General features: G+C 65.6%; 13 protein-coding genes and 1 pseudogene. 6 read left to right on the top strand and 8 right to left on the bottom strand.

What is annotated here, in order from left to right; all coding sequences use genetic code 11:
- Positions 1-327 (bottom strand): annotated as a pseudogene (locus B4A72_RS03295) (preprotein translocase subunit SecA); the annotation flags it as partial.
- A gap of 204 nt (positions 328-531) precedes the next feature.
- Here B4A72_RS03295 and B4A72_RS03290 point away from each other — a divergent pair.
- The 4 genes from B4A72_RS03290 to B4A72_RS03275 all read left to right on the top strand — a co-directional run bounded on the left by B4A72_RS03290 (position 532) and on the right by B4A72_RS03275 (position 3274).
- Complete coding sequence (locus B4A72_RS03290; RefSeq protein WP_292954625.1) at positions 532-1377, top strand: peptidylprolyl isomerase; 846 nt, start codon at positions 532-534, stop codon at positions 1375-1377.
- A complete protein-coding gene (gene argJ / locus B4A72_RS03285; RefSeq protein WP_414692154.1) occupies positions 1374-2630 on the top strand; it encodes a bifunctional glutamate N-acetyltransferase/amino-acid acetyltransferase ArgJ in 1257 nt (418 codons plus the stop codon). Before B4A72_RS03290 ends, argJ begins: the two co-directional genes overlap by 4 nt.
- Entirely contained in the window at positions 2627-3025 is a 399-nt protein-coding gene (locus tag B4A72_RS03280; RefSeq protein WP_292954622.1) for a (deoxy)nucleoside triphosphate pyrophosphohydrolase, read from the top strand. Before argJ ends, B4A72_RS03280 begins: the two co-directional genes overlap by 4 nt.
- 120 nt (positions 3026-3145) lie before the next feature.
- Positions 3146-3274 (top strand): hypothetical protein, encoded by a 129-nt coding sequence (locus B4A72_RS03275; RefSeq protein WP_292954619.1) that lies wholly within the window; start codon positions 3146-3148, stop codon positions 3272-3274.
- 106 nt (positions 3275-3380) lie between these two features.
- On the opposite strand, the gene infB is transcribed toward B4A72_RS03275, so the two are convergent.
- The 6 genes from infB to pip all read right to left on the bottom strand — a co-directional run bounded on the left by infB (position 3381) and on the right by pip (position 10493).
- The gene (infB, locus tag B4A72_RS03270; RefSeq protein ID WP_292954616.1) at positions 3381-5939 is read right to left on the bottom strand and encodes a translation initiation factor IF-2; all 2559 of its coding nucleotides are present in this window, start codon (positions 5937-5939) and stop codon (positions 3381-3383) included.
- Between the two features lie 8 nt (positions 5940-5947).
- Positions 5948-6568 carry an RNA-binding protein gene (locus B4A72_RS03265; protein ID WP_292954613.1) on the bottom strand — a complete coding sequence of 207 codons (621 nt, stop codon included), beginning with the start codon at positions 6566-6568 and terminating at the stop codon, positions 5948-5950.
- 18 nt (positions 6569-6586) lie between these two features.
- A complete protein-coding gene (gene nusA, locus B4A72_RS03260) occupies positions 6587-8269 on the bottom strand; it encodes a transcription termination factor NusA (RefSeq protein WP_292954610.1) in 1683 nt (560 codons plus the stop codon).
- A gap of 3 nt (positions 8270-8272) precedes the next feature.
- Positions 8273-8920 (bottom strand): ribosome maturation factor RimP, encoded by a 648-nt coding sequence (gene rimP / locus B4A72_RS03255; protein WP_292954607.1) that lies wholly within the window; start codon positions 8918-8920, stop codon positions 8273-8275.
- Positions 8921-9052: 132 nt separating this feature from the next.
- Entirely contained in the window at positions 9053-9508 is a 456-nt protein-coding gene (gene tspO, locus B4A72_RS03250) for a tryptophan-rich sensory protein TspO (protein WP_292954604.1), read from the bottom strand.
- A 1-nt stretch (position 9509) separates the two neighbouring features.
- Positions 9510-10493: a prolyl aminopeptidase gene (pip, locus tag B4A72_RS03245; protein ID WP_292954601.1), complete on the bottom strand. Its 984-nt coding sequence runs from the start codon at positions 10491-10493 to the stop codon at positions 9510-9512.
- Positions 10494-10543: 50 nt separating this feature from the next.
- Here pip and ubiG point away from each other — a divergent pair, with 50 nt between their 5' ends.
- The gene (gene ubiG / locus B4A72_RS03240) at positions 10544-11278 is read left to right on the top strand and encodes a bifunctional 2-polyprenyl-6-hydroxyphenol methylase/3-demethylubiquinol 3-O-methyltransferase UbiG (RefSeq protein ID WP_292954598.1); all 735 of its coding nucleotides are present in this window, start codon (positions 10544-10546) and stop codon (positions 11276-11278) included.
- Here ubiG and B4A72_RS03235 read toward each other — a convergent pair.
- Complete coding sequence (locus B4A72_RS03235) at positions 11275-12084, bottom strand: DUF6635 family protein (RefSeq protein WP_292954595.1); 810 nt, start codon at positions 12082-12084, stop codon at positions 11275-11277. The genes ubiG and B4A72_RS03235 overlap by 4 nt on opposite strands.
- A gap of 209 nt (positions 12085-12293) precedes the next feature.
- Between B4A72_RS03235 and B4A72_RS03230 the strand changes: the two genes are divergently transcribed.
- The coding region (locus B4A72_RS03230; protein ID WP_292978082.1) for a class I tRNA ligase family protein at positions 12294-12643 on the top strand (350 nt) is incomplete at its 3' end.

Below are 12643 nucleotides of genomic sequence, written 5' to 3'. Positions count from 1 at the left end.
GCCCTCGCCGGTCTTCATTTCGGCGATATTGCCCTGATGCAGGAAGATCCCGCCCATCAGCTGCACGTCGAAGGCGCGCAGGCCAAGCGCGCGGCGCGCCGCCTCGCGGCAATTGGCAAAGACCTCGGGCAGGATCGCGTCAAGGCTTTCGCCGTCCCTGACGCGGTTCTGGAACTCGCGGGTCTTCTCGATCAGCCCGTCATCGGACAGCGCCTTGAAATCCTCTTCCAGCGCGTTGATCCGGGCAACCAGCGGCCGGGTCGATTTAACCTTGCGGTCGTTTGGCGTGCCAAAGACCTTCTTCGCCATAGAACCAATGCCGAGCATGTCACCTTCGCAATCACGTTGTTGGGAAAGGCTGTCAGAAGCGGGCCACTTGCCCCCGCCTTCCGCATTGCCGTATCAGGGGGCCGAACGAAGCCGGCGGCGGCACCTTCCGCGTTCCGTGGGGATTTATGCCTCGTCCGCCTGACTGTCAACGCTGGCCCGGTCCCGGGATGGGGCCGCGCCGCGACATGCAAAGGAACTTCCATGCTGAAACGTTCGATTCTTGCGGCCGTCATCGCGGCGCCTCTGATGGTTCCCGCCCTTGCCATGGCGCAGGATCAGACCGCCGACACGGTCGTTGCCACCGTCAACGGGCAGGACATCACGCTGGGCGAGATGATCGTGATGAAGCAGACCATGCAGCAGGATCCGCAGACCGCGAACATGCCCGACCAGGCACTCTGGGACATGATGCTGGACCAGTTGATCCGTCAGGCCGCCGTGGCCGAAACCGGCACCGAGAGCGCAGGCGTCCGCGCCCAGATCGAGTTGCAGAAACGCAACGTTCTGGCCGCCGAGGCAGTCGGCAAGATCGCCGAGCCGCAGCCCGGCGAGGACGAGGTCAAGGCCGCCTATGACAAGCTGTTCGGCAATGCCGAGGCGAAGACGGAATATTCGGCCGCCCATATCCTTGTCGACAGCGAGGACAAGGCCAAGGATCTGAAGAAGCAACTGGATGAGGGCGCCGATTTCGGCAAGTTGGCCGAAGAGAATTCGACCGGTCCCAGCGGGCCGAACAAGGGCGATCTGGGCTGGTTCACCGCCGATCAGATGGTGCCGGAATTCTCGGACGCCGTGAAGGGGCTGGAAAAGGGCCAGGTCTCGGATCCGGTCCAGACGCAGTTCGGCTGGCATGTGATCAAGCTGAACGACACCCGCGTGAAGGAAGCCCCGAAGCTGGACGAGGTCAGGGATCAGGTGGTGCAGATGGTGCGGCGCCAGAAGGTCGAGGCGGCGATCGAAAAGATCACCTCGGATGCCAAGGTTGAAAAGACCGAGGGGCTGGATCCGGCGCTGCTGAACGAGACCGCCCTTCTGGACGCGCAATGATGGGCAAGGCGGGGCAACCTGTCTCGCCGCTGGCTCCGGCGCGCTTTCCCGATCTGCCGGTCATTGCCGGCGTCGAATTCGCCAGTGGCGCGGCCGGCGTCAAGTATCAGGGTCGCACGGATGTGACCCTGATCCGCATCGCGCCGGGATCCGCGATCGCCGGGGCCTTTACCCGGTCCTCGACGCGGGCCGCCTGCGTGCTGGACAACCAGGCCAAGCTGGCCTCGGGCGGCGACGCACCCGACGGCGCGGCGATCATCGTCAATTCCGGCAATGCCAATGCCTTCACCGGCGCGCGTGGGCAGGAATCGGTCGATGCCGTGACCGGCGCCGTGGCAAGCGCGCTGAACATGCCGGCAAGCCGGGTGTTTTCATCCTCGACCGGCGTGATCGGCGAGCCGCTGCCGCATGAACGCATCCTCGCGATCATCGACAACCTGAAGGCCGGGCTCAGCCGGCGCGGGATCGCCGATGCCGCGCGCGCGATCATGACCACAGATACCTTTCCCAAGGGGGCCTCGGCCATCCTGCCGGGCGAAGGCGGCGAGATCCGCATCGCCGGGATCGCCAAGGGGTCGGGCATGATCGCGCCCGACATGGCGACGATGCTGGTCTATCTGTTCACCGATGCCAAGATCGCGCCCGATCTGTTGCAACAGGCGCTGTCATCGGGGCTGGAGACGACCTTCAACGCGATCACGGTGGACAGCGATACCTCGACCTCGGACGCGCTGATTCTGGCCGCGACGAATCAAAGCACGGCCGCGCCGATCTCCTCGCTGGAGGATGTGGCCGGAATCGCCTTTGTCAACGCGCTGCACGATGTGATGCGCGATCTGGCGCATCAGGTGGTGCGCGACGGAGAAGGGGCGACGAAATTCGTCGAGATCCGGGTCACCGGCGCGGTGTCGGACGCCGAGGCCAGAACGATCGCGATGTCCATTGCCAATTCTCCGCTGGTCAAGACCGCCATCGCCGGCGAGGACGCCAATTGGGGCCGCATCGTCGCGGCCGTGGGAAAATCGGGGGCCGAGGCCGACCGCGACCGGCTGACGATCCGTTTTGGCGACATGGTTCTGGCCGAAAACGGCTGGCGCGCGCCCGATTACGACGAGGCGAAGACCAGCGCCTATATGAAGAACCAGGATTTGCTGATCGGCGTCGATCTGGGTCTGGGCCAGGGTTCGCGCACCGTCTGGACCTGCGACCTGACCCATGGCTATATCGACATCAACGCCGATTACCGGTCGTGAAGACCGTTCTGGTCGCCGCTGTCGCGCTGATCGACCCGGACGGGCGGGTGCTGCTGGCGCAGCGGCCCGAGGGCAAGTCGATGGCCGGGATGTGGGAATTTCCCGGCGGCAAGGTCGAGCCCGGCGAGACGCCCGAAGCCGCGCTGATTCGCGAATTGCACGAGGAACTGGGGATCGAGACGTGGAATTCCTGCCTCGCCCCGCTGACCTTTGCCAGCCATGCCTATGACGGTTTTCATCTGCTGATGCCGCTTTATGCCTGCCGCAAATGGCAGGGAATCGCCCGCCCCCAGGAGGGGCAGAGGCTGGCCTGGGCGCGGGCGCGTGATTTGCGCAGCTACCCCATGCCTCCGGCCGATATTCCCCTCATTCCGATGCTTCAATCGTGGCTTTGAGGCCGCATGTCGCCCGAAATCGATGAAAAACTGCATCCGAAAGTGCCAGATTCGGCAGTTGTTACTTCTTTCTTAACCATTTCGTGACAGCTTGGGGTCAGAGGCAGCAGAGGACTTGACATGATACGCACGATCTCGATCGGCGGATATATCCTGATCCAGGGGTTGTTCGAACGCATGATGCCGAATGGCAACGCCGTGGTTCGGGTCGGTTCGCGAACCTATGAGGGCAAGCCGGTCGGCGCTTGACGGCCCGCGACCGTGAAGGCCGGCCGATCCAATCAGAGAGACCGAGTCAGAAAAGGGCGGCCTTGGTGCCGCCCTTTTCCCGTTTTCCATACACAGGCGCGAAAGGCTACAGCTTGCGCTCGACCTCTTCCCGCTCGAAAATCTCGATGACATCGCCCGGACGGATGTCGTCGTAATTCTCGAAGGCCATGCCGCATTCCTGGCCGGACTGGACTTCCTTGACCTCGTCCTTGAACCGTTTCAGCGTCTTCAGCGTGCCTTCGTGAATGACCACGTTGTCGCGCAGCAGACGCACCCCGGCACTGCGGCGGGCAATGCCTTCGGTGACCAGGCAGCCCGCGACCTTGCCGACGCCCGTCACCTTGAAGACCTCGCGAATTTCGGCGTAACCGATGAAGTTTTCGCGAACCTCGGCCGAAAGCAGACCCGACGCCGCCGCCTTGATGTCATCCACGAGGTCATAGATGACCGAGTAATAGCGGATTTCGACGCCCTTCTGATTTGCGCCGTTGCGCGCGGGCGCGTTGGCGCGCACGTTGAAGCCGATCACGGGGGCATTGCTTGCCTCGGCCAGGCCGATATCGGATTCGGTGATCGCGCCGACGCCGTAATGCAGCACGCGGACGCGCACCTCATCGTTGCCGACCTTTTCCAGCGCCTGCACGATCGCCTCGGCCGAACCCTGCACGTCGGCCTTCACGACCACCGGCAGTTCGGCCACGCTTTCGTCGGCCTTGGCCTTGGCCATCAGCTGTTCCAGCGTGGTCGCGGCACCGGCGGCGGCGCGCTTGTCCTTGGCGGCCTGGCTGCGGTAATCGGCGATCTCGCGGGCCTGGGCCTCGGTGTCGACCACGTTCAGCACGTCGCCGGCCTCGGGCGTGCCGTTCAGGCCCAGCACTTCGACAGGGACCGAAGGACCGGCCTCTTCCACACGATCGCCCTTGTCGTTGATCAGCGCCCGGACCTTGCCCCATTGCTCGCCCACGACGAAGATGTCGCCGCGCTTCAGCGTGCCGTTCTGGACCAGAACCGTCGCCACCGGGCCGCGTCCCACGTCAAGCTGCGCCTCGATCACCGCGCCCTGTGCGGCGCGGTCGGGATTGGCCACCAGTTCCAGGATCTCGGACTGGAGTGCTATGGATTCCAGCAATTGATCCAGGCCCTGTCCGGTCTTGGCCGACACCTCGACATCCTGCACATCGCCTGACAGCTTCTCGACGACCACCTCGTGATGCAGCAGCGCGCTGCGCACCTTGTCGGGATCGGCGTCGGGCTTGTCGACCTTGTTGATCGCGATGATCATGGGGACGCCGGCCGCCTTGGCGTGATTGATTGCCTCGACGGTCTGCGGCATCACGGCGTCATCCGCCGCCACGACCAGCACGACGATATCGGTGACATTGGCGCCGCGCGCCCGCATCGAGGTGAAGGCGGCGTGGCCCGGCGTGTCGAGGAAGGTCAGAATCGCGCCCGAATCGGCCTTTACCTGATAGGCGCCGATATGCTGGGTGATGCCGCCGGCCTCGCCCGAGACGACGTTGGCATGGCGGATCGCGTCAAGCAGCGAGGTCTTGCCGTGGTCCACATGGCCCATGATCGTGATGATCGGCGGGCGCGGTTGCAGATCCTCGGCCTTGTCCTGAACCTGGTCGATGACCTGTTCGACATCGGAATCGCTGACGCGGACGGCCTTGTGCCCGAATTCCTCGATCACCAGTTCGGCGGTATCGGCGTCCAGCGGCTGATTCATGGACACCATCATGCCCATCTTCATCAACGACTTGACCACATCGGCGGCGCGTTCGGCCATGCGGTTGGCCAGTTCCTGCACCACGATGGTTTCCGGCAACTGCACGTCGCGCGCCACCTTTTCGGGGCGGGATTGCTGGCCCATCGCCTTCTGGCGGGCGCGTTCCTGCTTGCGCTTCATCGCCGCCATGGATCGCTGGCGGCCACCTTCGCCACCGCTCAGCGCCTGGTTCAGCGACAACTTGCCCGAGCGGCGGTTGTCGTCGCGACCGCCCTTTCCGCGCGCGTCGCCGCGATCAGCGCCGCGGTCGGCGCGGTCGCGGTCGGATTTGCGCGGTCCGCCGGCCGACACGCCCTTGGTCTCGGCGCGTGCGGCGGCAGCCTCGATGGCAGCCTGATCGGGCGTAGCGGCGGCGGTTGCCGGGGCCTTTTCCTTCTTCGGTTCGTCCTTGCGCCTGGCCTTTTCCTCGGCTTCGCGGGCGCGGCGGGCATCCTCTTCTTCCCTGGCCTTCAGGGCTTCCTCGCGTTCGCGATCCTCACGCTCCTTGGCCTCGATTTCGGCGCGGCGGCGTTCGCGTTCCTCCTCGCGGGCCTTTTCGTCGGCCTCTCGGGCGGCGGCCTCGTCGGCCTCGCGCGCCTTGGCGGCGGCAAGGGCCTTCAGGCGGCGCTCCATCTCGGCTTCCGAGATCCCGGCAGGGCGTCTGGACGGATCACCGGCATGTTTCGCGACGATGGGCGATTTCGGCTTGTCGCCAGCGCCGCCCTGCACGTTGGGGGTCTTTGGCACCACGACACGCTTGCGCTTGGTTTCCACCAGCACGCTCTTGGTGCGGCCATGGCTGAAACTCTGCTTGACCTGACCCGAGCGGCCGCTGCCGCCCAGCCCGAGGGTCGATTTTCCGTCTTTGTCGCTCATCTGCGTCTTCATTCCTTCCCGACGGCCGAATTGCCGCCGTCATGCCCGCGCAGACCCGTCAGTCTGCCGGCTTCCAAGATCACCTTGTCCGTCAGGCCACCCGCCGCAAGCGCGCCGTGTATGACATGATCGCGCCCGAAGGACAAACCCAATTCTGATGCGGTCAGGCAGCCGAACCAGCGCCCGCCGGTCGGCGTCCACAGCTTGCCCTTGCCGCGCTCCGAGCCGTCGCTGGCCTGAAGCAGAACCTTGGCCCGCCCCTCGGCCAGCCAGCCCTTGACCTTCTCGAACCCGGCCACCGCACGACCCGATTTGCGGGTCAGCGAAATCAGGTCCACGACGCGCCGCGCCAGACCGGCCTCGACCAGGTCCGCCAGGCCGTCCGGCGCCCCGACCCGGGCCCTGGCGCCGCGCGAGAAAAGCCCCTTCGCCGCCGCCTTTGCGATGGCGGCGCGGTCGGCCGTGACCCAGATGCCGCGGCCCGGAAGCTTTTCGGCCAGATCCGGCACCACCTGTCCGTCGGGACCGGCAACGAAACGGATCAGACCGGCCTTGGGCTGGACCTCGCCGGTGACGATGCAGCGCCTTTCGGGCTCATCTCGTTCCTTGATGCGACCACCGCGGCTCAAGCGGGACAATCCGGGGCGTCACGCCCCGGCCTCCTCTGCGGTTTCGCCTTCGGCCGTATTGGCAGACGCGGCGACCAGTTCGTCCGGATCGACCCAGCCCAGCATGACGCGGGCCGTCATCACCATCGTCTGCGCCTCCTCCAGCGAGACCTCGAAAGGCTCCAGAAGCCCCTCATCCTTGACGCGCTGGCCATTGACCGTGGTCCAGCCGCCGGCCAGTTCCCAATCGGCGCAAGTGGCAAAGTCTTCCAGCGTCTTCACGTCATCCTTTGCCAATGCCTCGACCATCTGGGGAGTGAGCCCCTCGAAGTCAATAAGGCTGTCCTCGGCACCCAGGGCGCGGGCATTCTCCAGTGCGGCCTTGGCGCGGGCTTCCAGCACGTCGCGGGCGCGCGCCTGCAATTCCTCGGCCGTGCCCTGGTCCACGCCGTCGATGGTCAGCAGCTCGTCCTGGTCGATATAGGCCACCTCTTCCAGATCGGTGAAGCCTTCGGCGACCAGAAGCTGCGCGAAGAATTCGTCCAGATCCAGCGCCTCCATGAACAGCGCGGTGCGGGCGTTGAACTCGGCCTGACGGCGCTTCGATTCCTCTTCCTCGGTCAGGATGTCGATATCCAGACCGGTCAGCTGGCTGGCCAGGCGAACATTCTGGCCGCGACGGCCGATGGCGAGGCTGAGCTGTTCATCCGGCACCACGACCTCGATCTTGTTGGCGTCCTCGTCGAAGACGACCTTGCTGACCTCGGCCGGTTGCAGGGCGTTCACGAGGAATGTCGCCTGATCATCGTTCCACGGGATGATGTCGATCTTCTCGCCCTGCAATTCGCCGACCACGGCCTGCACGCGAGAGCCACGCATCCCCACGCAGGCACCGACCGGGTCGATGCTGTTGTCATAGCTGATGACCGCGATCTTGGCGCGGCTGCCCGGATCGCGGGCCACGGCCTTGATCTCGATGATGCCATCGTAGATTTCCGGCACCTCCATCTTGAACAGTTCCGCCATGAATTGCGGATCGGTGCGCGACAGGAAGATTTGCGGCCCGCGGGTCTCGCGGCGCACGTCCTTGACATAGGCGCGGATGCGGTCGTTCGGGCGATAGCTTTCGCGGCCGATCTTTTCGTTGCGGCGCAGGATCGCCTCTCCACGACCGATGTCGACGATGATGTTGCCGTATTCCTCGCGCTTGACGATACCGTTGATGATCGTGCCGGCGCGGTCCTTGAATTCCTCGTATTGGCGGTCGCGTTCGGCCTCGCGGACCCGTTGCAGGATCACCTGCTTGGCCGATTGCGCGGCGATGCGGCCCAGATCGACGGGCGGAACCTGCTCCTCGAACACGTCGCCGGGCTGCGGCGCGCCCGAGAAATCCTCGATCGCGGCACCATCGCGGATCCAGAGGGCGCGCCCGTCCCCGGGCGCCTCGAAATAGGGTTTGGCCTGCGCCGGGGTAAGCTGCGCCTGATAATTCTCAAGCTCTTCCTCGTCCACGACGGTCCGGGCGCGGGTGAAGGTGGCATTGCCGGTCTTGCGGTCGATCTTGACGCGGATGTCCATCTCGGACCCGTAGCGCGACTTGGCGGCGCGGGCGAGGCTGTCCTCCATCGCCTCGATGACCAGTTCCGGCTCGATCATCTTCTCGCGCGCGACCGCCTCGGCGGTTTGCAGAAGTTCCAGCTGATTGGCAGAGGTGATCGCCATCACTTACTCCTTGGTATCGGCGCGCTCGGCGCCCTCGTTTTCGTCGGTTCCGCCATCGTCTTCGGTTTCCACCGCGTCAAAGGCGCTTTCGTCCAGGTTGTCGATCGCGATTCCGGCCTCTTTCTTCTGGCGCAGCATTTCGCGGATCAGTTCGTCCGTCAGCACCAGTTTCGCATCCGAGAGCCAGTCGAAATTCAGCCCGATCGTCTGGATCTCGCCGGCCTCTTCGATGTTCAGCAGAACCTCGTCGCCCGCATCGCCCGATTCGACGCCCGCCAGCACGCCCTTCCAGCGTTTGCGGCCGTCGATCGGCTGGTTCGTCTCCAGCTTGGCCTCATAGCCCTCGAAGGTCGCGAAATCCTTCAGCCGGGTCAGCGGCCGGTCGATTCCGGGGCTGCTGACCTCCAGGTGATAGGCGTCCTCGATCGGATCCTCGACATCCAGCGTGGCACTGACCGCGACCGAGATGTCGCCGCAATCCTCCACGTTGATGCCGCCTTCCGGCCGGTCGGCCATGATCTGCAAGGTCGCTGTCTTGCCGCCTTGCAGACGCACGCGCACCAGCTCGAAGCCCAGATCCTCGATCACCGGGGTGATGATCTCGGCCAGGCGCCGGTCAATGGCGGTCTTGGCGATCAGGTCGTTCGACATGGCGTCCTTCGGATGGAAAAAAGGGCCCGCAGCGGGCCCAAGCAGAAGCGTCCGGTGGGCAGGGGGTGGAAGCCTGCACCGCTGTCAAGCAGGCATATAGACCCCTGAGGCGGGGATTGCAAGCGGGGCGTGTCAGACCCCGCCGGCACCCGGATTGTCCTGCCAGATGCGCCAGTTCAGCGCCGCCGCCACGCATAGCCAGGCAAGATAGGGCAGCAGCATGACCGCGGCCACCGCGTCCAGCCGGAAAGCCAGCGTGACCAGCGCCGCCACGACCAGCCACAGCACCGCCATGACAGCCATCGCGAACCCCATCCGGTGGGCGCCGAAGAAGACCGGCGTCCACAGCGTGTTCAGGGCTATCTGCGCGGCCCACAGCGCCATGACGATGCCGTTTCGGGGCAGAACGGCCAGTCGCGCGGCGGCCCAGGCCAGAAGCAGGTAGATCACGCTCCAGGCGACGGGAAAGACCCATTTCGGCGGCGTGAAGGCGGGCTTTGCCAATCCTTCGTACCAATCGCCGGGCTTGAACACCATGCCTGTCGCGGCGGCCGCCAGACAGGCAATCAGAAAGATCGCGAACAGCATCCTAATCCTCTCGCTGGTTCCGGTCGCGCAACGCATCCATGACGCGCAGCAATTCGGCCGAGATTCCGGGTTCCGACAAAGCATGCCCCGAGGCTGGAACGATCCGCAGATCGCAATTCGCCCATCCCTGCGCCAGATCATGCGCGCCAAGCGGCGGGCAGACCATGTCATATCGGCCCTGCACGATCACCGCCGGCAGGTGTTCGATCAGATGCCGATCCTCCAGCAACTGATTCTCGCTCAGGAAGCAGCCATTCATGAAATAGTGGTTTTCCAGCCGGGCAAAGGCGCGGGCATAATCGGCGGGCGCGTGGCTGACGGGCGCGGCCTGCAAGCCGGCCAGCGCGTTTTCCCACATCAGCCAGGGCAGGGCGTAGCGACCCTGCCGGCCCTGATCGTCGGAAAACAGGCGGCGGTGATAGGCCGCGATCATGTTCCCGCGCTCGGCTTCGGGGATCGGGTCCTGGAACCGCCGCCACAGATCGGGAAAGAAACGGCCCGCGCCGCCGCCATAGAACCAATCCAGCTCGGTCCGGCGGCCAAGAAAGACGCCGCGCAGCACGAGCCCGGTCACCCGGTCAGGATGCGCCTGCGCATAGGCCAAAGCCAGCGTCGCGCCCCAACTGCCGCCGAACAGCAGCCAGTCGGCCAGCCCCAGCGTCTCGCGGATCATTTCCATATCCGCGATCAGGTGCTGCGTGGTGTTCGCCCGAACCGAGGCCGAGGGGCGCGAGCGTCCGCAGCCGCGCTGGTCGAACAGGACGACGCGGTAGTGGCTGGGATCGAAGAAGCGGCGCATGAAAGGGCTGCAACCGCCGCCCGGACCGCCATGCAGGACAATGACGGGGCGGCCTTCGGGATTGCCGTATTGTTCCACATACAGCCGGTGGCCGTCGCCGACATCCAGCATCCGGTGGTCATAGGGCTCGCCCGAGGGATGCAGGCGGTCCCGTGATGCGGCGATTTGTTCTGCCAATCGGTCCATCTCCACATTATAAGGCCAGAAGCAACCGGCTGCCAGAAGGACAGGACCAGATGACCAGCATCGATCAGGGCGAGATCGCCAAATTCGAGGCGATGGCCGCCGAATGGTGGGATCCGAAGGGCAAGCTCAGGCCGCTGCACATGATGAATCCGGTGCGGCTGGACTATCTCACCGCGCAGATCGCGGCCGAGTTCGGTCGCGATCTGCGCGGGGCGCGTCCGTTCGGCGATCTGCGGGTGCTCGATATCGGCTGCGGCGGTGGGCTGGTGGCCGAACCCATGGCACGGCTGGGTGCCTCGGTCACGGGTGCGGATGCGGCCAGCGGAAACATCGAGGTGGCGCGGCTTCACGCCGAGGGGCAGGGGCTGGACATCAGCTATCACGTCACCACGGCCGAGGCCCTGGCCCAGGACGGCGAGGTCTTCGACGCGGTGCTGGCGCTGGAAATCGTCGAGCATGTCGCCGATCCGGCGGCTTTCCTGGCGACCTGTCAGGCGTTGGTCAGGCCGGGCGGGCTGGTCATCCTGTCCACGCTGAACCGCACCGCGCGCAGTTTCGGTGCCGCGATCATCGGCGCGGAATGGGTGATGCGCTGGCTGCCGCGCGGCACGCATGACTGGCAACGCTTCATCACCCCCGACGAACTGGGCGCGATGGCCGCGGCCTGCGGCCTCGAGGTCGCGGACCGCAAGGGCATGGTCTTCAACCCGATCGGATTCGGCTGGTCGCTGTCGGATCGCGATCTGTCGGTGAATTACCTGCTGACGGCCCGGCGTCCGGCCTAGCCGCGCAGGGTTCGCCAGAGCGACAGCGCCGCATCGGACAGATCGCCGATCCGGGCCATCAGATGTTCCCGCTCCAGCCCGCCGGCGGCATCGGCGCGGTCCAGGCGGTCCAGCATCCGCATCAGGCGGCGGCGATGGGTGCCGGTGACAAGCTGGATCGGATCCGCGATCAGCCCGGCGAAGGTCGTCACCAGCGAGGCCGTGATCGCAAGGGCCAGCCCGGTCGCGACGACCTGCCAGGGCGACAGCTCGACCGGGAAGACCGAATACCAGACCCCGCCCAGTCGCGACCCCAGGGTGAAATCGCGCAAGGCCTCGGCCTCGGCCCGCATCCGCGCAACCGGGCCTGCCAGCGACATGATACCGGGCGTTGCGCGGTGAAACAGCAGCAGCCCCGCGCCCAGCACGATCAGCGATGTGGTGATCTCGGCCACGGCGTTGCGGATCTCGGCATGGGCCTCGATCCGGGCGCGGGTCAGGTCGGGCGGCGCGTCCGGCCCGATTCCCCGCGCATCCAGATCGGCCACGAAAGCCTGGAGATCGGCCGTGATCCGTCGCGCGACGTTCGAGGTCAGGAAAATGCGCCGCGCCGCCAGCCAGGCGCCCGCCCGCCTTGCACCGAGACGGCTGAGCAGCGCGGCAGCCAGCCGCAGGATCAGGAAGACCGGCGACAGCGCCACATTGACGGGCGCGCGCAGCAGATCCCAGCCAAGCGCCTGGCGATGCAGCGCAAGCGTGCCCCGCAGCCCGTATCGGGCGCGGACAAAGCGCCTGACAGCGGCGAGGCGTTCGGCGGACTGGATCATGGGCCGATTCTAGCCGGCGCCGGCCGACGCGACCATGACAATCGCGCGCACCGGCAGCCGCTTGCAGCCCGCCTGCCGCCTTCCTATAGAGGCAGGCATGGATTTTGCGGCCTTCTCCTTTCGAATTAGCGGCCCGGCGGCGTAAGATATCGCGCCGTCGGGATTGCCCTGATCCGAATCCTGAATGCCCGACAAAGGAACGCCCGCCGATGAGCGCCGATACCAAAGCCCCCGACGCGCCCGACTACCGCGATACCGTCTTCCTGCCGCAGACCGATTTCCCGATGCGGGCGGGCCTGCCCGCCCGCGAACCCGAATGGCTGGCCCGCTGGGCGCGGATCGGCATCTACGACGCCTTGCGAAAGGCGTCCGATGGCCGCGCGCCGTTCATCCTGCATGACGGCCCGCCCTATGCGAACGGCAACCTGCATATCGGCCATGCGCTGAACAAGGTGCTGAAGGATTTCATCGTCCGCAGCCAGCAGATGATGGGCCGCGATGCACGCTATGTTCCCGGCTGGGATTGCCACGGCCTGCCGATCGAATGGAAGATCGAGGA

Origin of the sequence: Paracoccus sp. UBA5162 (assembly GCF_002413585.1) — a bacterium.
Lineage (GTDB): Bacteria > Pseudomonadota > Alphaproteobacteria > Rhodobacterales > Rhodobacteraceae > Paracoccus.
The sequence above is the reverse complement of the archived record's forward strand: the minus strand, read 5'-3'. Positions and strand labels throughout refer to the sequence as shown.

Bases quoted from the DNA above. Each gene is read 5' to 3' on its own strand.
- B4A72_RS03290 (WP_292954625.1), top strand. From the start codon at position 532: ATGCTGAAACGTTCGATTCTTGCGGCCGTCATCGCGGCGCCTCTGATG.
- argJ (WP_414692154.1), top strand. From the start codon at position 1,374: ATGATGGGCAAGGCGGGGCAACCTGTCTCGCCGCTGGCTCCGGCGCGC.
- B4A72_RS03275 (WP_292954619.1), top strand. From the start codon at position 3,146: ATGATACGCACGATCTCGATCGGCGGATATATCCTGATCCAGGGGTTG.
- infB (WP_292954616.1), bottom strand. From the start codon at position 5,939: ATGAGCGACAAAGACGGAAAATCGACCCTCGGGCTGGGCGGCAGCGGC.
- nusA (WP_292954610.1), bottom strand. From the start codon at position 8,269: ATGGCGATCACCTCTGCCAATCAGCTGGAACTTCTGCAAACCGCCGAG.
- rimP (WP_292954607.1), bottom strand. From the start codon at position 8,920: ATGTCGAACGACCTGATCGCCAAGACCGCCATTGACCGGCGCCTGGCC.
- tspO (WP_292954604.1), bottom strand. From the start codon at position 9,508: ATGCTGTTCGCGATCTTTCTGATTGCCTGTCTGGCGGCCGCCGCGACA.
- pip (WP_292954601.1), bottom strand. From the start codon at position 10,493: ATGGACCGATTGGCAGAACAAATCGCCGCATCACGGGACCGCCTGCAT.
- ubiG (WP_292954598.1), top strand. From the start codon at position 10,544: ATGACCAGCATCGATCAGGGCGAGATCGCCAAATTCGAGGCGATGGCC.
- B4A72_RS03235 (WP_292954595.1), bottom strand. From the start codon at position 12,084: ATGATCCAGTCCGCCGAACGCCTCGCCGCTGTCAGGCGCTTTGTCCGC.